The sequence below is a fragment of the Micromonospora sp. NPDC048907 genome, assembly GCF_055586885.1.
Window position 1 is genome coordinate 763,021 of the sequence record NZ_JBVJHI010000003.1, and the last position, 17,700, is coordinate 780,720.

A 17,700-nucleotide genomic window follows, 5' to 3' on the forward strand; every position below is an offset into this window, starting at 1 on the left:
AAGCGTATCGGCGCGGGGCGCCGGCCACCGTCCCGTCAGTCGGTGCGCTCCAGCAGGACGGCGTAGAGCGTGAGGCCCGGCCCGAAGGCCAGCATCACCACCCGCTCCGGCGGCGTCGCGGCCCGGCGCAGCCGGTCCAGGATCAGCAGCACCGTCGGCGACGAGCAGTTGCCGTGCTCGTCCAGGACGGCCCGGGACGCCGCGAGCGCCGCCGGCGGCAGGGCCAGCTCCCGCTCCACCACGTTGAGGATGCGGGGGCCGCCCGGGTGCACCGCCCAACCGTCCACCTCGTCACGGTGCCACCCGTGCCGGGCCAGCAGGTCGTCCACCAGCCCCCGGACATGGTGCGAGAGCACCTGCGGCACCTTCGGCGACAGGCCCATCCGGAAGCCGGTGTCGGTGACGTCCCAGGTCATGTGGTCGGCCGTGGAGGTGTCCGTGACCGAGGTGACCTCGCGCAGCGCGTACCCCCGGCCACCGGGGACGACCACGGCGGCGACCGCGGCGTCCGAGAAGAGCGCGTGCGAGACGATCTGCTGGGTGTCCACCCGGGCGCCCGGCGGCTGGATGTGCAGGCTGGTCAGCTCCGCGCAGAGCAGCAGCGCGGGACGGCCCCGGGCCGTGACGAAGTCGCTCGCCGCGCCGAGCCCCGGCAGGGCCGCGTAACAGCCCATGTGCCCGACGAACATGCGCTGCGTGTCCGGGGCCATGCCCAGGTCCCGCGCGAGCAGGATGTCCAGCCCGGGGGTGGCGTACCCGGTGCAGGAGCAGACCACGAAGAGGCCGACGTCACCGGCGTCCAGACCGGCGGCGGTCAGCGCCCGGCCGACCGCCTCCTTGCCCAGCGGCAACGCCTCGACCTGGTAGCGCCGCATCCGGCGCTCGGTGGGCCACTCGGACACGTCCTCCAGCAGCGGGTTCACCGCCGCCTGCCGCCGGGACACCCCGGAGTTGGCGAAGATGCGCTCGGCCAGCGCCCGGGTGGTCCCGGAGAAGTGCTTCGCGAAGAAGCCCGCCCACAGCTCGTCCTGCGCGGCGGACGGCGGCTGCGCCGTACCCAGGCCCGCGATCACCGGCACGCCCATGTCCCCCACCTCTCGTCCCGCAACCCCACGCTTCACCAACGAGGCCCGCCCGCTTCCGACTGCGGGCCCGGCAAAAACCGATTCACCACGCCGCCCTCCGTCCGCGACCGCGCCCGCCAGACCCCGCCCACTCCCCCGCTCACCACCGGGGCGCCGCGCCGTCGCGGTCCGGATCGCCGCCGAGCGCGGCGATGCCGAGCCAGTCGGCGCAGACGTCGGAGGTGGCCGGGTGCAGCGAACCGCACCGGGCGTCCCGGTAGAGCCGCTCCAACGGATGCCCCCGCCGGGTGGCCGAGGTGCCGGCCGCCTCCACCATGGACGCCGCCACGTCGGCCGCGGTGGTGCCGGCGAGCAGCTTCGCCCGCCACACCCAGCGGTTGGTCTCCGCGTCGCCGGGCGCCTCGTCGACCCGGCGGGCCGCCTCGGCCACCACCAGCCCGGCCGCCGCGACCGCCGCGTCGGCCCGGCCCAGCCGGGCCCGGACCGCCGGCAGGCCGGCCAGGTCGCGGGCGTTCAGGTGCTCGGCCGCGGCGTCGATCGAGGCCCGGGCCACCCCGACGTAGACGGCCGCGTAGCTGGCCACCAGCCAGTGCGGCATGAGCTGGGCGACCACCAGGGCCAGGCCCTCCACCCCGCCGAGCAGCCGGTCGGCCGGCACGGTCACGTCCAGGTGCACGTCATGGGAGGAGGTGGCGCGCATGCCCAGCGAGTCCCAGGTGGGCTCGACGGTGATCCCCTCCCCGGCCGGCACCAGGAACTGGGAGACCACCGACTGGTCGGTGGCGCTGCGGGCGGCCACCAGGTAGCCGTCCGGATGGCCCGCGCCGGAGCAGAACGCCTTGCTGCCCTTGAGGTGCCAGCCGCCCTCGACCGCCTCGTAGACCGTGCTGAGCTGGGACAGCCGGGCGCCGGCGCCGCGTTCGCTCATCGCCACCGCGTACCAGGCGCCCCCGGCCGCCGCGCGGAGCAGCCGGTCCCGGGCGGCCAGCGCCTCGTCCGGTACGCCGAGCGTCTCGGCCAGTTCCTCGTCCACCGCGCCGAGCGCGCCGGTCACCGAGGCGTGCATGTTGAACACCAGCGCCGTCGCGCCGTTGCCCCGGGCCAGCTCGGTGGCGACCGCGGCGTACTCGGCGAAGGTGGCGCCCAGGCCGCCCAGCTCGCGCGGCACCATGAGCCCGAACAGGCCGGCCGCCCGGAGGTCGGCGAAGTCCTCGACCGGGAACGAGCCGTCCCGGTCGTGGTCGGCCGCGCGGGCGGCCAGTCGCGGCACCAACCTGCGCGCCGCCTCCAGCGCCTGCACAGTCATGAAGCCCCCTTCTCGGCGTCCCCTTTACCCCGGGCGGCCCGCGCTACCCGCTCCGGTGCCCACGGCCCTGGTAGAGCACGGCGGTCGACCGGGTCGGCACGATGCGCGGTTCCCTCCGGGTGGGACGGCCGTCGCCACGCCGGCGCCGCCACAGCCAGGCCAGCGTCCCGCCCAGCTCGGGGCGGACACCACGCAGCCGCAGGGTCACGCCGTGCCGGGCGCACTCGGCGACAAGCGCGCGGGCGTCCACGAACAACCGTGGATCGTGGATGCCGCGCGGCACGGTGGGCAGCCGCTCACCGAGCTCCACCGCGACCAGCCGGGCCAGCAGGGTGTCGTTGAGCGTGTCGAGCACGAGCAGGCCGCCGGGCCGCAGCAGCCGACACGCCTCGGCCACCGCGCGCCGCCAGTCCGGCACGTGCTCCAGCAGCTCGCCGGCGGAGACCACGGCGGCGCAGCCGTCCGCGAGCGGGACCGCGGTGGCGTCGCCCTGGATCACCGTCACGCCGTGCGCGGCGGCCTGGTCGAGGGCGGATCGGGTCAGGTCGACCCCGACGTGCCGGTAGCCCTTGCCGGCCAGGTGCGGGGCGAGCAGGCCGGCGCCGCAGCCCAGGTCGACCAGCAGCGCGTCCCTTTCGGACGCCGGCGGCACCATGGCCGCACGGGCCCGGGCCAGCCAGTGCAGCATCGCGAAGGCGCCGTCCGGTCGCCACCACTCGCCGGCCAGGTCGTCGTACTGCCGGGGATCGTTGGGCGGCAGCACCCGGGGCGGGGTGGACACCGGTGCCGCGTCTCGCATGGACCGAGCGTGGCACGACTCCCCGGTAACGACCAGACTTCCCTTATGTCGATGTCGGTGTTAGGGCTGGTCAGGGCGAGCCACCCGGAACCGGCCGCCGCGGTGACCGTGGTGGCCGGGCTGCTCGCCCGGGCGGTCGGGCACGGTGCGGGCGGGGTCGCGGCCGTGTCGCTCACGGTGCTGGCCAGCCAGCTCGCGGTGGGCTGGAGCAACGACCTGATCGACGCCGACCGGGACGCCACGGTGGGTCGTACCGACAAACCGGTGGCCACCGGCGCGGTCTCGCGGCGGGTGCTGGCCCGCGCCACCGTGCCGGCCGCCGTGGCCACCCCGCTGCTGGCGCTGGCCCTCGGCCCGGCGGCGGCGCTCTGCGCCACCCTCGGCCTGGTCGCGGCGCTGCTCTACAACTGGCCGCTGAAGTCGACCCCGGTCTCGGTGCTGCCCTACGCGGTCTCGTTCGGCGCGCTGCCCGCCTTCGTGGTGCTGGCCCTGCCCGGCACGCCCGTGCCGCCGGTCTGGCTGGTCGCCGCCGCGGCGCTGCTGGGCGCGGGTGCGCACTTCGCCAACGTGCTGCCGGACCTGGCCGACGACGCGCGGACGGGCGTGCGCGGGCTGCCCCACCGGCTCGGGCCGGCGGGCAGCCGGGCGGCCGCCGCCGGGCTGCTCCTCGCGGCCACCGTCGCGCTTGTCGTCGGGCCACCCGGACCGCCGTCGTGGGCCGGGCTGGCGGCGGTCGCCGCCGCCGTCGGGGTGCCGGCCGTCGGCTGGTACGTCGGACGCACGGCGACCGGGACCGGCACCCGGCCGGTGGCCGCCTTCCGGGCGGTGCTGGTGGTGGCGCTGATCGATGTGGTGCTCCTGGTGGCGAGCGGTCGGGTGGTCTGACCGGTCCCCTGGAAGGTGGCATTACCGGGTCGGCGTGCGGCCCTCGATCAGCTCCAACTACCCTGGAGCGCGGTCTGCGCGGGTATGGCCACCCCGTGTCCGGCGTCCGGCCGGGTGGGGATCGTGACGAGGAGGACCGACGTGACGCGCTCGATCAGGGGTTCCCGGCCGGCGGCCCTGTTGCTGGCCGGTACGGCGGCGGCGGCGAGCCTGCTGCTGACCGGGTGTGGCGCCGGCCAGGTGGCCGAGACCGCCAACAAGATCCCGTCGGTGCAGGGCGTCAACGTCCAGACCCCCGACAACCTCTACAAGGTGCGCGGCCTCTACCTGGAGTTCCCCGGCCCCGAGGGCTACAAGGCGGGTGCGCAGGCCCGGGTCAACGTCGTGGTCTACAACGACAGCCGGGAGCCGGTGACCGTGACCGTCACCACCGACAGCGCCCGGGAGATCGTGCTCAGCGGCGCCGCCACCGGCAGCGACGGTGCCACCCCGACCGGCTCGCCGACCGAGCCCGCCTCCGCGTCGCCCACCGCGACCGACCCGAGCGCCTCGCCGAGCCAGTCGCTCGGCACCGAGGAGTCCCCGTCGGCCAGCGGCTCCGCCTCGGCCAGCGGATCGGCCTCGGCCAACCCGTCGCCGTCGACCAGCTTGGCGCCGAGCGGTCAGCCGGCCCGGTTCGAGATCCCGGCCCTGGGCTACCTCCCGCTGACCACCAGCAGCCCGCAGTTCCTCCAGCTCGTCGGCCTGAACCAGGACCTGCTCGTCGGCCAGCGGGTCAACCTGGCGTTCGACTTCGGCGGCGGCAAGGTGATCAAGACCGGTGCGGCCGTCGGCGTCCCGCTGACCCCGCCCGCGCCGGCCTCGCCGGTCGTGCAGCCGCGCGAGGAGGGTGGCGCCGGGCACCCGGGTGGCCTCGAGGAGGGCGGCAGCGAGGGCGGCGGCCACAGCTGACCGATCCCGCGATCGTCGACGACACCGCCGCCGTGGCCAGCGCCACGCCGGCGGTGTCGCCGTTTCCGGGTGGGCTTTCGTCGTACCGTCCGGTTAGCGTCCTGGGGTGACCACGTCCCGATCGCCCTCGCCCCGCGCCGCCGCCGGCCGCGGCCGCGCCGCCGCCCGTGAGCCCCGCCCGGCCTACGAGTGCGACGCCTGCGGTCACCAGCCGCCCAAGTGGGTCGGGCGCTGCCCGGAGTGCGGCGAGTGGGGCTCGGTGGTCGAGTGCACGGTGAGCGGCCCGCTGGTCTCCGGCCGGGTGGTCAGTTCCCGGATGCCCGCCGAGCCGGCCCGCCCCATCGCCACCATCAGCGCCGCGCCCGCCCGGGCCCGGGCCACCGGCGTCAGCGAGCTCGACCGGGTGCTCGGCGGCGGCCTGGTCCCCGGCGCGGTGGTGCTGCTCGCCGGCGAGCCGGGGGTCGGCAAGTCCACCCTGCTGCTCGACGTCGCCCAGCAGTGGGCGGCCAACGCCGGCAGCCCGTCGCTGGTGGTCAGCGGCGAGGAGTCGGTCAGCCAGGTGCGGCTGCGCGCCGAGCGGATGGGCACGCTGCACGACCAGCTCTACCTGGCCGCCGAGAGCGACCTCTCGGCGGTGCTCGGCCACCTCGACGCGGTCAAGCCGGGGCTGCTGGTCCTCGACTCGGTGCAGACCATCTCGACGACCGGCACCGAGGGCGTTCCGGGCGGGGTCACCCAGGTCCGGGCGGTCACCGCGGCGCTGGTCGCGGTCGCCAAGGAGCGCGGCGTCGCCACCGTGCTGGTCGGGCACGTCACGAAGGACGGCCAGGTCGCCGGCCCCCGGGTGCTGGAGCACCTGGTCGACGTGGTGCTGCACTTCGAGGGCGACAAGCACTCGTCGCTGCGCATGGTCCGCGGGGTGAAGAACCGGTTCGGCGCGGCCGACGAGGTGGGTTGCTTCGAGATGCACGAGGGTGGCATCAGCAGCCTGGCCGACCCGTCCGGCCTGTTCCTGACCCGCTACTCCGAGCCGGTCCCGGGCACCTGCGTGACGGTGGCCATGGAGGGGCGGCGGGCCCTGGTCACCGAGGTGCAGGCGCTGATCGGTGCCACGGTCGCCGGCTCCCCCCGGCGCACGGTCTCCGGGCTGGACGGCGCGCGGCTGGCCATGGTGCTCGCGGTGCTCCAGCGGCGCACCGAGCGGCTGACGCTGCACGACCGCGAGGTCTTCGCCGCCACGGTGGGCGGCATCCGGGTGGTCGAGCCGGCGGCCGACCTGGCCGTGGCCCTGGCGGTCGCCTCCGGCGGGCTCAACCTGGCCCTCAACCCGCAGCTGGTGGCCATCGGCGAGGTCGGGCTGACCGGCGAGGTGCGCCGGGTCGGTGCGGTGCCCCGCCGGCTGGCCGAGGCCGCCCGACTCGGTTTCCGGCTGGCCCTCGTGCCGCCCGGCTGCGGCCCGGGCAGCAGCGGGGTGGCCCCGGAGAACATGCGGGTGACAGAGGTCACCGACGTCCGGGCGGCCCTCCAGGCTGCCGCGCGCGCGTCGGCGGAGTGACCGTCCGTAGGCGTACGGTGGGACCGGCCGGGCGATTCCGGACAGCCGGCGCAGCCGGTCGCCGACGGGGAGAGCCGGACATCGTGACACATCACAGTAACCACGAGAGCACCCACCGCACCGCAGTCCGTAGACTGTGCCCGTGCCGATCGACCGCGATGCCACCAAGCCCGCCGCGACGACGCCGCACGCCCGCACCGGCGCCGTGGGCTCCCCCGCCCGTCCCATCAGCGTGAGTGTCACCGGAAGCGTCGGCGGGGCCGGCGGCGACCCGTTGCGGGCCAACCTCGCCCTCATGGCGCCGGGCACGGCGCTGCGCGACGGCCTGGAGCGGATCCTCCGCGGCCGCACGGGCGCGCTGATCGTGCTCGGCTACGACAAGATCGTCGAGCAGATCTGCACCGGCGGTTTCCCGCTCGACGTCGAGTTCTCCGCAACCCGGGTCCGCGAGCTGTGCAAGATGGACGGCGCCGTGGTGCTCTCCAGCGACGGCACCCGGATCGTCCGCGCCGCGGTGCACCTGATGCCCGACCCGTCGATCCCCACCGAGGAGTCCGGCACCCGGCACCGCACCGCGGAGCGGGTGGCCCGGCAGACCGGCTACCCGGTCATCTCGGTCAGCCAGTCCATGCGGATCATCAGCCTCTACGTGAACGGCCAGCGGCACGTGCTGGACGACTCGGCGGCGATTCTCTCCCGGGCCAACCAGGCGCTGGCCACGCTCGAGCGCTACAAGCTCCGGCTGGACGAGGTCTCCGGCACGCTCTCCGCCCTGGAGATCGAGGATCTGGTCACCGTCCGCGACGCCGTGGCCGTGGTGCAGCGGCTGGAGATGGTCCGGCGGATCGCCGACGAGATCGCCGGCTACGTCGTGGAGCTGGGCACCGACGGCCGCCTGCTCGCCCTCCAGCTCGACGAGCTGATGGCCGGGGTGGACGCCGACCGCACCCTCGTCATCCGGGACTACCTGCCGGTGGGCCGGAAGTCGCGCACCCTCGACGAGGCGCTTGTCGAGCTGGACCTGCTCAGCGCCACCGAGCTGATCGACCTGGTCGCGGTGGCCAAGGCGATCGGCTACCCGTCCGCCTCCGACGCGCTCGACGCCGCCGTGAGCCCGCGCGGCTTCCGCCTGCTGGCCAAGGTGCCCCGGCTCCCCGCGGCCGTGGTCGACCGGCTGGTGGTGCACTTCGGCAGCCTCCAGCGCCTGCTGGGCGCGACCGTGGAGGACCTGCAGGCGGTCGAGGGGGTGGGCGACGCCCGCGCCCGGGGCGTGCGTGAGGGCCTGTCCCGGCTCGCCGAGGCGTCCATCCTGGAGCGCTACGTCTGACCCTCGGTCAGCCGGTGATGGTGAGCTTCACGGGCTCGCTGAGCTTGGTGCCCACCCGGGCGAAGAGCTGGTACGTGCCGACCGGGGCGTACGGGCCGTTGGCCACGCCGTTGGCGCAGCGGCTCACGTCCCGCCCGTTCCAGCCCAGCTCGTAGGACCGCTCGAAGTTCGGCGTGAACGACTGCACGTCGGAGCCCTTGCCGGTGCCGCAGGTGTCCGAGGACCACACCTTCGCCGCGCCGGCCTTGATGTAGAGCTCCTGCAGGTCGGCACCGACGTCCCGGCTGCAGGTGCGCTCCGAGATGTTCTTGACCTTGAGGCGCAGGGTGACCACCGTGCCGCGCTGTGCGGAGGCCGGCAGCGCCACCGGGGTGACCTGGATCTCCGAGTCGGCGCAGGTGCCGTCGTCGGCCACCGGGGCGGCCGGCGCGCCACCGTCGTTCGTGCCGCCACCGTTCGTGCCGCCGCCGTTCTGGCCGCCGCCGTTGTCGGTGCCCGTGCCGCCCCCGTCGCTCGTCCCGTTGCCGCCGCCCGACTCGCCCGGAGTGGGCGACGGGCTGGTGGACCGCGGGGTCAGCAGCGAACCGGTCGGCCCGGGAGCGGCCGCCGACGGTGAGCCTCCGGCATTGCCCCCCGCGTTGCCCGACGGCTTGTCGGTGCGGTCGGTGCCGGTGCACGAATAGAGCAGGACAATCAGGAAAAGCAGCCCGGCTCCGAAGACGACGGCTCGACGCCGCCAGTACACGGCGGGAGGCAGTGGGCCGACCGTCAGACGCATGATGCGTTCACCGTAGCGGCGCGACGCCCGGCCTGCCGGTCCGACGCGCCGAACGCCCTTCGCCCGGGTTCCACGACGCTCCACAGAGGACGGCGCAGCTCGCTCAGCGGTGCCACCCGGTCACGGCCGGTCAGAGGTAGACCTTGCGCTGGTAGACGGCGTGCGCCCCCGCCACCCGGTCCAGGAACAGCAAGCCGGCGCAGTGGTCGATCTCGTGCTGGAGCGCCCGCGCCTCGAACCCGTCGGTCACCAGCCGCACCGGGTCACCGCTGCCCGGCAGCACACCCTCGACCACGAGACGGCTGGCCCGCTTCACGTCGCCGGTCAGGTCGGGCACCGACATGCAGCCCTCCCGCCCGGCCTTCCAGCGGCTCGCCTCCACCACCGTGGCGTTGCACAGCACGAACGCGCCGTGCACGGTGACGGCCTTCGGGTGCCCGGTCACATCCACCGCGAACACCTGGGCGCTCACCCCCACCTGCGGCGCGGCCAGGCCCACGCAGCCCGGCGACACCCGCATCGTGGCGACCAGGTCGGCGGCCAGCTGGACCACCTCGGCCGAGGTCGGGTCGACCGCCGGACCGGGCCGGCTGAGCACCGGGTCGGGCGCGGCCACGACCGCGCGTACCGCCCCGGGGACGTCGAGCTTCTCCGGCGTCCACCCGCCCAGGCCGGCGTACTCCTCCGCGGTCACAGCAGGTCCGTGTCCGCCGGGCGGAGGCTGACCCCCACGCCCAGCTCCGCGGCGGTACGGGCGAGCCGGCCGGCCACCTCGTCGGCGCTGCCCGGCGGCAACTCGACCTCGGCGACGACCACGTACAGGGAACCGGTCAGCCGGGTGCTCAGGTCGGTCACGTTGCCGCCCGCGTCGGTCAGGACCCGGGTCATCGCCGCCACGATGCCCATCCGGTCCGCGCCGTGCACCGCCATCACGTACGGCTCGCCGCCGGGAGCGGTCTGCCCGTCGGGGGTGACCGCGCGTACGGTGGCCAGCAGCTGACCCTCGGCGGCGAGCGGGGCCAGCGCGGCCTCGACGTCGCCGGCGGCCGGCCCCACGCAGATCAGGGTCATGGCGAAGTGTCCCCGCAACCGGGTCATCGTCGAGTCGGTGAGGTTCGCGCCGAGCCGCGCGAGGACCTCGGCGACATCGGCCACGATGCCCGGCCGGTCCCGGCCGATGACGGTGATCGCGAGCTCGTTCATCCGGACATTCTGCCCCGTCGCCGCCGGCCGGCCGCGACGGCCCGCCCGCCCCGCCCAAACCGCGGGAAAGCCGCCCGTGACATCCTTGGCGGCGCGATGTCTGAGCCCACCTTCGCCACCCTGGTCAGCCGGTGGTACGAGCGCAACGCCCGCGACCTGCCCTGGCGCGAGCCGGGAATCGGTGCCTGGGCGATCCTGGTCAGCGAGGTCATGCTCCAGCAGACACCCGTGGTCCGGGTCCTGCCGGCCTGGGAGGCGTGGCTGTCCCGCTGGCCGACGCCGGCCGCGCTGGCGGAGGACACGCCGGCCGAGGCGATCCGGATGTGGGGCCGGCTCGGTTACCCCCGCCGGGCCGTACGCCTGCGCGACTGCGCGGTGGCCGTCGTGGAACGGCACGGCGGGGAGGTGCCGGATCGGCTCGACCACCTGCTGGCGCTGCCCGGGGTCGGCACGTACACGGCCCGGGCGGTGGCGGCCTTCGCGTACGGGCAGCGGCACCCGGTGGTCGACACCAACGTCCGGCGGGTGGTGTGCCGGGCGATCGCCGGTGAACCCGACGCGGGACCGGCCACCCGCCCCGCCGACCTGGTCGCCACCGAGGAACTCCTGCCCGCCGAGCCGGCCGCGGCGGCCCTGGCCAGTGCGGCGTTCATGGAACTCGGCGCGGTGGTCTGCACCGCCCGGGCCCCGCGCTGCGGGGTGTGTCCCGTCGAGGCGGTCTGCGCCTGGCGGGCCTCCGGTCAGGCGGCTCCGGCCGGCCCGACCCGCCGCCCGCAGCGCTACGCCGGCACCGACCGCCAGGTGCGCGGCCTGCTCCTGGCGGTGCTCCGCGACGCCCCCGGGCCGGTGCCGCACCAGCGGCTGGACCAGGTCTGGCACGACGACGTGCAGCGGGCCCGGGCGCTGGCCGGGCTGGTCACCGACGGCCTGGTCGAGCCGGTCGGCGAGGAGTCCTTCCGGCTCGTCGGCGACGGCCCTCCGGTCCCGCTCCCCCGCCCCTGAGCCACCCGCTTCGCGCCACTGCGGTCCCGCTGACCCACCCGCGCTCCGCCGCTGCGGCCCCGGACGAGGAAAGGCGACGGCCCCGGCGGCTTTCGCCTGCCGGGGCCGTCGCCCTCGATCGTTGCCCGAACTTACGCGGCGTCGTCCGCGCCCGTGGCGGCGGTGCCGCCGAGGTCCGCCGGGACCGCGTCCGGCACGGCCACCGGCCGGTCGGCGCCCCGGAAGACGAGCTTGGACTTGTCGATGTCGCTCGGGTCGCCCTCGCAGTCCACCACCACGATCTGACCCGGGGTCAGCTCGTTGAAGAGGATCCGCTCGGACAGGTTGTCCTCGATGTCGCGCTGGATCGTGCGACGCAGCGGCCGCGCGCCCAGCACCGGGTCGAAGCCCTTCTTCGCCAGGTACTTCTTGGCGTTGTCGGTCAGCTCCAGGCCCATGTCCTTGTTCTTCAGCTGCGTCTCGATCCGGGCGATCATGATGTCCACGATCGAGAGGATCTCGTTCTCGCGCAGCTGGTGGAAGACGATGGTGTCGTCGATCCGGTTGAGGAACTCGGGCCGGAAGTGCTGCTTGAGCTCGTCGTTGACCTTCTGCTTCATCCGGTCGTAGTTCGACTCGGAGTCCTCAGAGGCCTGGAAGCCCAGCGACACCGCCTTGGCGACGTCCCGCGTGCCGAGGTTGGTGGTCAGGATGATGACCGTGTTCTTGAAGTCCACGATCCGACCCTGGCCGTCGGTGAGCCGCCCGTCCTCCAGGATCTGGAGGAGCGTGTTGAACACGTCCGGGTGGGCCTTCTCGATCTCGTCGAAGAGGACCACCGAGAACGGCCGACGGCGCACCTTCTCGGTCAGCTGCCCGCCCTCGTCGTAGCCGACGTAGCCGGGAGGGGCACCCACCAGCCGGGACACCGTGTACCGGTCGTGGAACTCGGACATGTCCAGCTGGATGAGGGCGTCCTCGCTGCCGAACAGGAACTCGGCGAGCGCCTTGGACAGCTCGGTCTTACCGACACCGGACGGTCCGGCGAAGATGAACGAGCCGGACGGGCGCTTCGGGTCCTTCAGGCCGGCCCGGGTGCGCCGGATCGCCTTCGAGACCGCCTTGACCGCGTCCTCCTGGCCGATGACGCGCTTGTGCAGCTCGTCCTCCATGCGCAGCAGGCGCGAGGTCTCCTCCTCGGTCAGCTTGTAGACCGGGATGCCGGTCCAGTTGCCGAGCACCTCGGCGATCTGCTCGTCGTCGACCTCGCTGACGACGTCCAGGTCACCGGCCTTCCACTCCTTCTCCCGCTGGGCCTTCTGCCCGAGGAGCTGCTTCTCCTTGTCACGGAGCTGCGCGGCCCGCTCGAAGTCCTGCGCGTCGATCGCGGACTCCTTGTCGCGGCGGACCTGGGCGATCCGCTCGTCGAAGTCACGCAGGTCTGGCGGCGCGGTCATCCGGCGGATGCGCATCCGGGCACCGGCCTCGTCGATCAGGTCGATCGCCTTGTCCGGCAGGAAGCGGTCGGAGATGTAGCGGTCGGCCAGGGTGGCGGCAGCCACGAGAGCCGCGTCGGTGATGCTCACCCGGTGGTGCGCCTCGTAGCGGTCCCGCAGGCCCTTGAGGATCTCGATGGTGTGGGCCAGCGAGGGCTCACCCACCTGGATCGGCTGGAAGCGGCGCTCGAGAGCGGCGTCCTTCTCCAGGTGCTTGCGGTACTCGTCGAGCGTGGTGGCGCCGATGGTCTGCAGCTCGCCGCGGGCCAGCATCGGCTTGAGGATGCTGGCGGCGTCGATCGCGCCCTCGGCGGCACCCGCACCCACCAGGGTGTGGATCTCGTCGATGAACAGGATGATGTCGCCCCGGGTGCGGATCTCCTTGAGCACCTTCTTGAGGCGCTCCTCGAAGTCACCGCGGTAGCGGGAACCGGCGACCAGCGCACCGAGGTCGAGGGTGTAGAGCTGCTTGTCCTTCAGCGTCTCGGGCACCTCGCCCTTGATGATCTTCTGGGACAGCCCCTCCACCACGGCGGTCTTGCCGACGCCGGGCTCACCGATCAGGACCGGGTTGTTCTTGGTCCGGCGGGAGAGCACCTGCATGACCCGCTCGATTTCCTTCTCGCGCCCGATGACCGGGTCGAGCTTGCCCTCACGGGCGGCCTGGGTCAGGTTCCGGCCGAACTGGTCCAGCACGAGGCTGGTCGACGGCGCGGCCTCGCCCGGCGCGGCGCCCGCCGCGGCCGGCTCCTTGCCCTGGTAGCCGGAGAGCAGCTGGATCACCTGCTGGCGGACCCGGTTGAGGTCGGCGCCGAGCTTGACCAGCACCTGGGCGGCGACGCCCTCGCCCTCACGGATCAGGCCGAGCAGGATGTGCTCCGTGCCGATGTAGTTGTGGCCGAGCTGCAGCGCCTCGCGCAGCGACAGCTCCAGCACCTTCTTGGCCCGCGGCGTGAACGGGATGTGCCCGCTCGGCGCCTGCTGGCCCTGGCCGATGATCTCCTCGACCTGCTGACGGACGCCCTCCAGGGAGATGCCGAGGCTCTCCAGGGCCTTTGCCGCGACACCCTCACCCTCGTGGATCAGGCCCAGCAGGATGTGCTCCGTACCGATGTAGTTGTGGTTGAGCATCCGGGCCTCTTCTTGGGCCAGGACGACAACCCGTCGCGCTCGGTCGGTGAACCGCTCGAACATGCCCTCGTGCTCCTCACGTGCCGTGCGCCTTGATGGTCAGATCTCGGCGGGGCCGGTGCGCGGACGTCCGGGACGGGCGTCCGTGCCTCCTTACTCTATCGCCGCGGACCGACTCCGCTGAGGTCGTGTGTCCCCGCGAATGGTCGTGCACGCGTCGTTTCTGACAACCGTCCGCGCTCAGGAGGTGTTCCGGTACCCCCGCCTGTACGCGCAGAGCGAAATTCGACCGCCGGTGGAAAAGCCCGGTCGAGGGGCTGGAGCGGGGGCGTCGACGCCCGGCCGCGGTCTTCCACAACCTGTGGACAGAATCTCCACCGCCTGTGGACAACGGCCCCGGGCGCCGGTTTCTTCCCGTGCGGGGCGGCGCCGCGCCACCCGCCCGGCACGGACCGGACAGACGGCGCGCGCGGGCGGAAACGGCGACGCCGGCCCGGAGTGGCACTCCGGTCCGGCGTCGTGTCGCCCGCTGCGGGGTCGTCGGGGTCAGTGCCCCGCCTTCGCGTGGTACTCGTCCACGATCTCCTGCGGGATGCGCCCCCGGTCGGAGATGTCCTTGCCGGCCTTCTTGGCCCAGGCCCGGATGGCCTTGTTCTGCTCGCGGTCGGCGGTCGCACCGCCCCGCCCACGGGCGGCCCGGCCACCCACGACCACGCCGCCACGGCCGACCTTCGTGCCGTGCGCGATGTACTGCGCGAATACGTCGCGCAATTTTTCAGCGTTGGAAGCCGAGAGGTCGATCTCGTACTGCACACCGTCGAGCGCGAACTTGACGGTCTCGTCAGCGTCCCCGCCGTCCAGGTCATCGACCAGCTTGTGAATGATCTGCTTGGCCACGTCCCACATTCCTTTCGAGCAGGGTTGTGCTCCTGCAATACAAGAGCACAATAGCCCGCCCGCCGCTCGCTCCGTCAATAGGACGCGGTAACGACCCGGAGAAGCTCGTGTGCTACTCGGGCCGGACCAACGGGAACAGGATGGTTTCCCGAATTCCCAGGCCGGTCAGCGCCATCAGGAGCCGGTCGATTCCCATTCCCATACCGCCGGCCGGCGGCATTCCGTACTCCATCGCCCGGAGAAAGTCCTCGTCCAGCCGCATGGCCTCGTCGTCGCCCCGCGCCGCGAGCTGGGCCTGGGCCACCAGCCGCTCCCGCTGCACCACCGGGTCGACCAGCTCCGAGTACGCGGTCCCCAGCTCGAAACCGAGCACGTAGAGGTCCCACTTCTCGGCGAGCCCCGGCTCGCTGCGGTGCGCCCGGGTCAGCGGGCTGGTCTCCTCCGGGTAGTCGCGGACGAAGGTGGGCGCCTGGAGCGACGGGACCACCAACTCCTCGAACAGCTCCTCGGCCAGCTTGCCCGGGCCCCACTTCGGGTCGACGGAGAGGCCGACCTTGTCCGCGTACTCGACCAGGCGTGACCTTTCGGTGCGGACGGTGACCTCCTCGCCGAGCGCTTCGGAAAGAACGCCGAACAGCGACACCGAGCGCCACTCGCCGCCCAGATCGAACTCGCGGCCGTCGGCGTGGGTGACCACCGTCGAGCCGGCGACCGCGAGAGCGGCCTGCTGCACGAGATTTCGGGTCAGCTCCGCCATCGTGTTGTAGTCGCCGTACGCCTGGTAGGCCTCGAGCATCGCGAACTCCGGCGAGTGCGAGGAGTCGATGCCCTCATTACGGAAGTTGCGGTTGATCTCGAAGACCCGGTCGACGCCGCCGACGACCGCGCGCTTCAGAAACAGTTCCGGCGCGATTCGCAGATACAGATCGGTGTTCAACGCATTGCTGTGGGTCACGAATGGGCGGGCCGCCGCGCCGCCGTGCAGCAACTGGAGCATCGGCGTCTCGACCTCGACGAAGTCCTGCCCGTGCAGGGTGTCCCGGAGGCTGCGCACCGCGGTGGCCCGGGTGCGGACCATCTGCCGGGCCTGCGGGCGGACCACCAGGTCCACGTAGCGCTGGCGGACCCGGGCCTCCTCGCTGAGCGGCTTGTGCGCCACCGGCAGCGGGCGCAGCGCCTTCGCGGTCACCGCCCACTCCTCGACGAGCACCGACAGCTCGCCCCGCCGACTGGTGATCACCTCGCCGGTCACCCCGACGTGGTCGCCCAGGTCGACCAGGCGCTTCCAGTCGTCCAGCCGCTCGGCGCCCACCCGGTCGAGGGAGAGCATCGCCTGGAGTTCGGTGCCGTCGCCGTCCCGCAGGGTGGCGAAGCAGAGCTTGCCGGTGTTGCGCACGAAGATCACCCGGCCGGTGACCGAGACCCGGTCGCCGGTGGCCGTGTCGGTGGGCAGCTCGGCGTACCGCTCGCGGATCGTCGCCAGGGTGCTGGTCCGCGGGAAGCCGACCGGGTACGGCTCGACGCCCTCGGCGAGCATCCGGTCCCGCTTCTCCCGGCGGACCTTCATCTGCTCCGGAAGGTCGTCGGCGGGGTCTACTGGCAGGGCGTTCTGCTCGGTCACGGCACGCTTCCTCAGACGGAGAATTCGGGCGGGGTCAGGCCCCGAGCGTACTCAAGGGGCTGCCGGGCCGTTACGGGATAACCTGCCCGCCATGACCGACCCCACTGAGGCGCTGTCGTTCGGCACGGCCGCCGCCGACTACGACCGCTACCGGCCCCGCTACCCCGGGGCCGCGCTGCGCTGGGCACTCGACGACCTCACCCCGCCGACCCGCACCGTCGACCTGGGCGCCGGCACCGGGATCGTCAGCCGCGGCCTGCTCGCCCTCGGACACGAGGTCACCGCCGTCGAGCCCGACCCGGCGATGCGCGCCCAGTTCGAGGCCGCCACACCCGGCGTCGACGCCCTGGCGGGCAGCGCCGAGTCGGTCCCGCTGCCCGACGGGTACGCGGACGCGGTGCTGGTCGGCCAGGCGTACCACTGGTTCGACCGGGAGCGGGCGCACCCGGAGATCGCCCGGGTGCTGCGGGCCGGCGGGATCTTCGCGGCGGTGTGGAACCTCCGGGACGACCGGGTCGGCTGGGTGACCGAGCTGAACCGGATCGCCGAGATCGGCGACACCGTCGACCACCTGCGCGAGACCGTGACCGGCTTCGGTCCCCGGTTCGCGGCGCCCGAATGGGCGGAGTTCGACCACACCACCCCGCTGACCGCGGACGAGCTGCTCGGCATGGTGCGCACCCGCTCGCACTACCTGACCGCCGGACCGGAGCGCCGCCGGGCGGTCGACGCGGAGCTGCGCGACCTCCTCGCCGGCCACCCGGAGCTGGCCGGCCGGGACACGATCGGCCTGCCCTACCGCACGCTGGTCGCCCGGGCCCGGCGCACCTGACCCCGCCGGCCGGGCGCCGCCGCCCCCCGCACGCCCGGCCGCCGCACTAGCCTCGCCTCATGGTCGACGTCACCCCGGCACTGTCTTTCGGCGCCGCCGCCGCCGAGTACGACCGTTTCCGCCCCCGCTACCCCGAGGAGGCGCTGCGCTGGGCGCTGGACGGGCTGGCCACCCCGGCCCGGGTGGTCGACCTCGGCGCCGGCACCGGCATCCTCACCCGCGGGGTGCTCGCGCTGGCGCACGGCGGCTCCAGGTCGCGGCGCGGCGTCAGACGCGCCGAGCCGGAGCCGTGGCAGGTCGTACCCGTGGAGCCGGATCCGGGGATGCGGGCGCAACTGGCGGCCGCCACCGCGGGCACCACGGCGCTGGCCGGCAGCGCCGAGTCGGTGCCGCTGCCGGACGGGTCCGCCGACGCGGTGCTGGTGGGTCAGGCCTACCACTGGTTCGACCGGGAGCGGGCGCACGCCGAGATCGCGCGGGTGCTGCGGCCGGGCGGCACGTTCGCGCCGATCTGGAACGTCCGGGACGAGCGGGTGCCCTGGGTGGCGGAGCTGACCCGGATCGCCCGTCTCGGCGACAACGCCGGCGACGTGACCGAGAAGTACACCGACTTCGGCCCGGCCTTCGAGCCGGTCGAGCTGGACGAGTTCGCCCACACCACCACGCTGACCCCGGACGAGGTGGTCGGCATGCTGCACACCCGCTCGTACTGGCTGACCGCCCCGCCCGACGAGCGGGCGCGGATCGACCGGGAGCTGCGCGAACTCTTCGCCACCGACCCCGACCTGGCCGGCCGTGCGGCGGTCGAGCTGCCCTACCGCACCCTCGTCCTCCGCTCCCGCCGCCGCTGAGG

Annotated in this window: 16 protein-coding genes; 7 read left to right on the forward strand and 9 right to left on the reverse strand. The window is 73.8% G+C overall.

All coding sequences use genetic code 11. The features are described 5' to 3' along the window. Positions 1 to 35: 35 nt before the first annotated feature. The 3 genes from ACZ6PY_RS13135 to ACZ6PY_RS13145 all read right to left on the reverse strand — a co-directional run bounded on the left by ACZ6PY_RS13135 (position 36) and on the right by ACZ6PY_RS13145 (position 3,190). The gene (locus ACZ6PY_RS13135) at positions 36 to 1,085 is read right to left on the reverse strand and encodes a type III polyketide synthase (RefSeq protein WP_466071809.1); all 1,050 of its coding nucleotides are present in this window, start codon (positions 1,083 to 1,085) and stop codon (positions 36 to 38) included. A 139-nt stretch (positions 1,086 to 1,224) separates the two neighbouring features. Then, positions 1,225 to 2,391 (reverse strand): acyl-CoA dehydrogenase family protein, encoded by a 1,167-nt coding sequence (locus tag ACZ6PY_RS13140; protein WP_466071810.1) that lies wholly within the window; start codon positions 2,389 to 2,391, stop codon positions 1,225 to 1,227. A 43-nt stretch (positions 2,392 to 2,434) separates the two neighbouring features. Further along, positions 2,435 to 3,190, reverse strand: a complete 756-nt coding sequence (locus tag ACZ6PY_RS13145; RefSeq protein WP_466071812.1) for a methyltransferase domain-containing protein — start codon at positions 3,188 to 3,190, stop codon at positions 2,435 to 2,437. 45 nt (positions 3,191 to 3,235) lie between these two features. Between ACZ6PY_RS13145 and ACZ6PY_RS13150 the strand changes: the two genes are divergently transcribed. The 4 genes from ACZ6PY_RS13150 to disA all read left to right on the forward strand — a co-directional run bounded on the left by ACZ6PY_RS13150 (position 3,236) and on the right by disA (position 7,908). After that, positions 3,236 to 4,075: a UbiA family prenyltransferase gene (locus ACZ6PY_RS13150; protein ID WP_466071813.1), complete on the forward strand. Its 840-nt coding sequence runs from the start codon at positions 3,236 to 3,238 to the stop codon at positions 4,073 to 4,075. 141 nt (positions 4,076 to 4,216) lie between these two features. Further along, the gene (locus tag ACZ6PY_RS13155) at positions 4,217 to 5,026 is read left to right on the forward strand and encodes a hypothetical protein (protein WP_466071815.1); all 810 of its coding nucleotides are present in this window, start codon (positions 4,217 to 4,219) and stop codon (positions 5,024 to 5,026) included. 106 nt (positions 5,027 to 5,132) lie between these two features. Beyond that, entirely contained in the window at positions 5,133 to 6,581 is a 1,449-nt protein-coding gene (radA, locus tag ACZ6PY_RS13160) for a DNA repair protein RadA (RefSeq protein ID WP_466071817.1), read from the forward strand. A gap of 142 nt (positions 6,582 to 6,723) precedes the next feature. Beyond that, complete coding sequence (disA, locus tag ACZ6PY_RS13165; RefSeq protein ID WP_262282728.1) at positions 6,724 to 7,908, forward strand: DNA integrity scanning diadenylate cyclase DisA; 1,185 nt, start codon at positions 6,724 to 6,726, stop codon at positions 7,906 to 7,908. Positions 7,909 to 7,915: 7 nt separating this feature from the next. On the opposite strand, the gene ACZ6PY_RS13170 is transcribed toward disA, so the two are convergent. The 3 genes from ACZ6PY_RS13170 to ACZ6PY_RS13180 all read right to left on the reverse strand — a co-directional run bounded on the left by ACZ6PY_RS13170 (position 7,916) and on the right by ACZ6PY_RS13180 (position 9,889). Further along, entirely contained in the window at positions 7,916 to 8,686 is a 771-nt protein-coding gene (locus ACZ6PY_RS13170) for a hypothetical protein (RefSeq protein ID WP_466071819.1), read from the reverse strand. A 130-nt stretch (positions 8,687 to 8,816) separates the two neighbouring features. After that, complete coding sequence (locus tag ACZ6PY_RS13175; RefSeq protein ID WP_466071821.1) at positions 8,817 to 9,380, reverse strand: peptide deformylase; 564 nt, start codon at positions 9,378 to 9,380, stop codon at positions 8,817 to 8,819. Next, a complete protein-coding gene (locus ACZ6PY_RS13180) occupies positions 9,377 to 9,889 on the reverse strand; it encodes a glycine cleavage system transcriptional repressor (protein ID WP_466071822.1) in 513 nt (170 codons plus the stop codon). The genes ACZ6PY_RS13175 and ACZ6PY_RS13180 overlap by 4 nt, the downstream gene beginning before the upstream one ends. A 96-nt stretch (positions 9,890 to 9,985) precedes the next feature. Between ACZ6PY_RS13180 and ACZ6PY_RS13185 the strand changes: the two genes are divergently transcribed. Beyond that, a complete protein-coding gene (locus ACZ6PY_RS13185; protein ID WP_466071824.1) occupies positions 9,986 to 10,891 on the forward strand; it encodes an HhH-GPD family protein in 906 nt (301 codons plus the stop codon). A 131-nt stretch (positions 10,892 to 11,022) separates the two neighbouring features. On the opposite strand, the gene ACZ6PY_RS13190 is transcribed toward ACZ6PY_RS13185, so the two are convergent. The 3 genes from ACZ6PY_RS13190 to lysS all read right to left on the reverse strand — a co-directional run bounded on the left by ACZ6PY_RS13190 (position 11,023) and on the right by lysS (position 16,015). Then, positions 11,023 to 13,560, reverse strand: coding sequence for an ATP-dependent Clp protease ATP-binding subunit (locus tag ACZ6PY_RS13190; protein ID WP_091267108.1), 2,538 nt, complete (start codon positions 13,558 to 13,560; stop codon positions 11,023 to 11,025). Positions 13,561 to 14,043: 483 nt separating this feature from the next. Continuing rightward, complete coding sequence (locus ACZ6PY_RS13195; protein WP_091267630.1) at positions 14,044 to 14,394, reverse strand: histone-like nucleoid-structuring protein Lsr2; 351 nt, start codon at positions 14,392 to 14,394, stop codon at positions 14,044 to 14,046. 112 nt (positions 14,395 to 14,506) lie between these two features. Then, positions 14,507 to 16,015: a lysine--tRNA ligase gene (lysS, locus tag ACZ6PY_RS13200; RefSeq protein WP_466071826.1), complete on the reverse strand. Its 1,509-nt coding sequence runs from the start codon at positions 16,013 to 16,015 to the stop codon at positions 14,507 to 14,509. 91 nt (positions 16,016 to 16,106) lie between these two features. On the opposite strand from lysS, the gene ACZ6PY_RS13205 reads away from it, so the two are divergent. Together ACZ6PY_RS13205 and ACZ6PY_RS13210 are read left to right on the forward strand one after the other, a co-directional pair. After that, positions 16,107 to 16,847, forward strand: coding sequence for a class I SAM-dependent methyltransferase (locus ACZ6PY_RS13205; protein ID WP_466071827.1), 741 nt, complete (start codon positions 16,107 to 16,109; stop codon positions 16,845 to 16,847). A 59-nt stretch (positions 16,848 to 16,906) separates the two neighbouring features. Continuing rightward, on the forward strand, positions 16,907 to 17,698 hold the full coding sequence (locus ACZ6PY_RS13210; protein WP_466071829.1) for a class I SAM-dependent methyltransferase: 792 nt from the start codon (positions 16,907 to 16,909) through the stop codon (positions 17,696 to 17,698). Positions 17,699 to 17,700: the final 2 nt, after the last annotated feature.

What these genes read in the sequence shown, in the direction of transcription:
- ACZ6PY_RS13170 (WP_466071819.1), bottom strand. Translation starts at nt 8,686, where the DNA reads ATGCGTCTGACGGTCGGCCCACTGCCTCCCGCCGTGTACTGGCGGCGT.
- ACZ6PY_RS13135 (WP_466071809.1), bottom strand. Translation starts at nt 1,085, where the DNA reads ATGGGCGTGCCGGTGATCGCGGGCCTGGGTACGGCGCAGCCGCCGTCC.
- ACZ6PY_RS13145 (WP_466071812.1), bottom strand. Translation starts at nt 3,190, where the DNA reads ATGCGAGACGCGGCACCGGTGTCCACCCCGCCCCGGGTGCTGCCGCCC.
- ACZ6PY_RS13150 (WP_466071813.1), top strand. Translation starts at nt 3,236, where the DNA reads ATGTCGATGTCGGTGTTAGGGCTGGTCAGGGCGAGCCACCCGGAACCG.
- ACZ6PY_RS13180 (WP_466071822.1), bottom strand. Translation starts at nt 9,889, where the DNA reads ATGAACGAGCTCGCGATCACCGTCATCGGCCGGGACCGGCCGGGCATC.
- ACZ6PY_RS13140 (WP_466071810.1), bottom strand. Translation starts at nt 2,391, where the DNA reads ATGACTGTGCAGGCGCTGGAGGCGGCGCGCAGGTTGGTGCCGCGACTG.
- ACZ6PY_RS13210 (WP_466071829.1), top strand. Translation starts at nt 16,907, where the DNA reads ATGGTCGACGTCACCCCGGCACTGTCTTTCGGCGCCGCCGCCGCCGAG.
- ACZ6PY_RS13185 (WP_466071824.1), top strand. Translation starts at nt 9,986, where the DNA reads ATGTCTGAGCCCACCTTCGCCACCCTGGTCAGCCGGTGGTACGAGCGC.
- ACZ6PY_RS13190 (WP_091267108.1), bottom strand. Translation starts at nt 13,560, where the DNA reads ATGTTCGAGCGGTTCACCGACCGAGCGCGACGGGTTGTCGTCCTGGCC.
- ACZ6PY_RS13205 (WP_466071827.1), top strand. Translation starts at nt 16,107, where the DNA reads ATGACCGACCCCACTGAGGCGCTGTCGTTCGGCACGGCCGCCGCCGAC.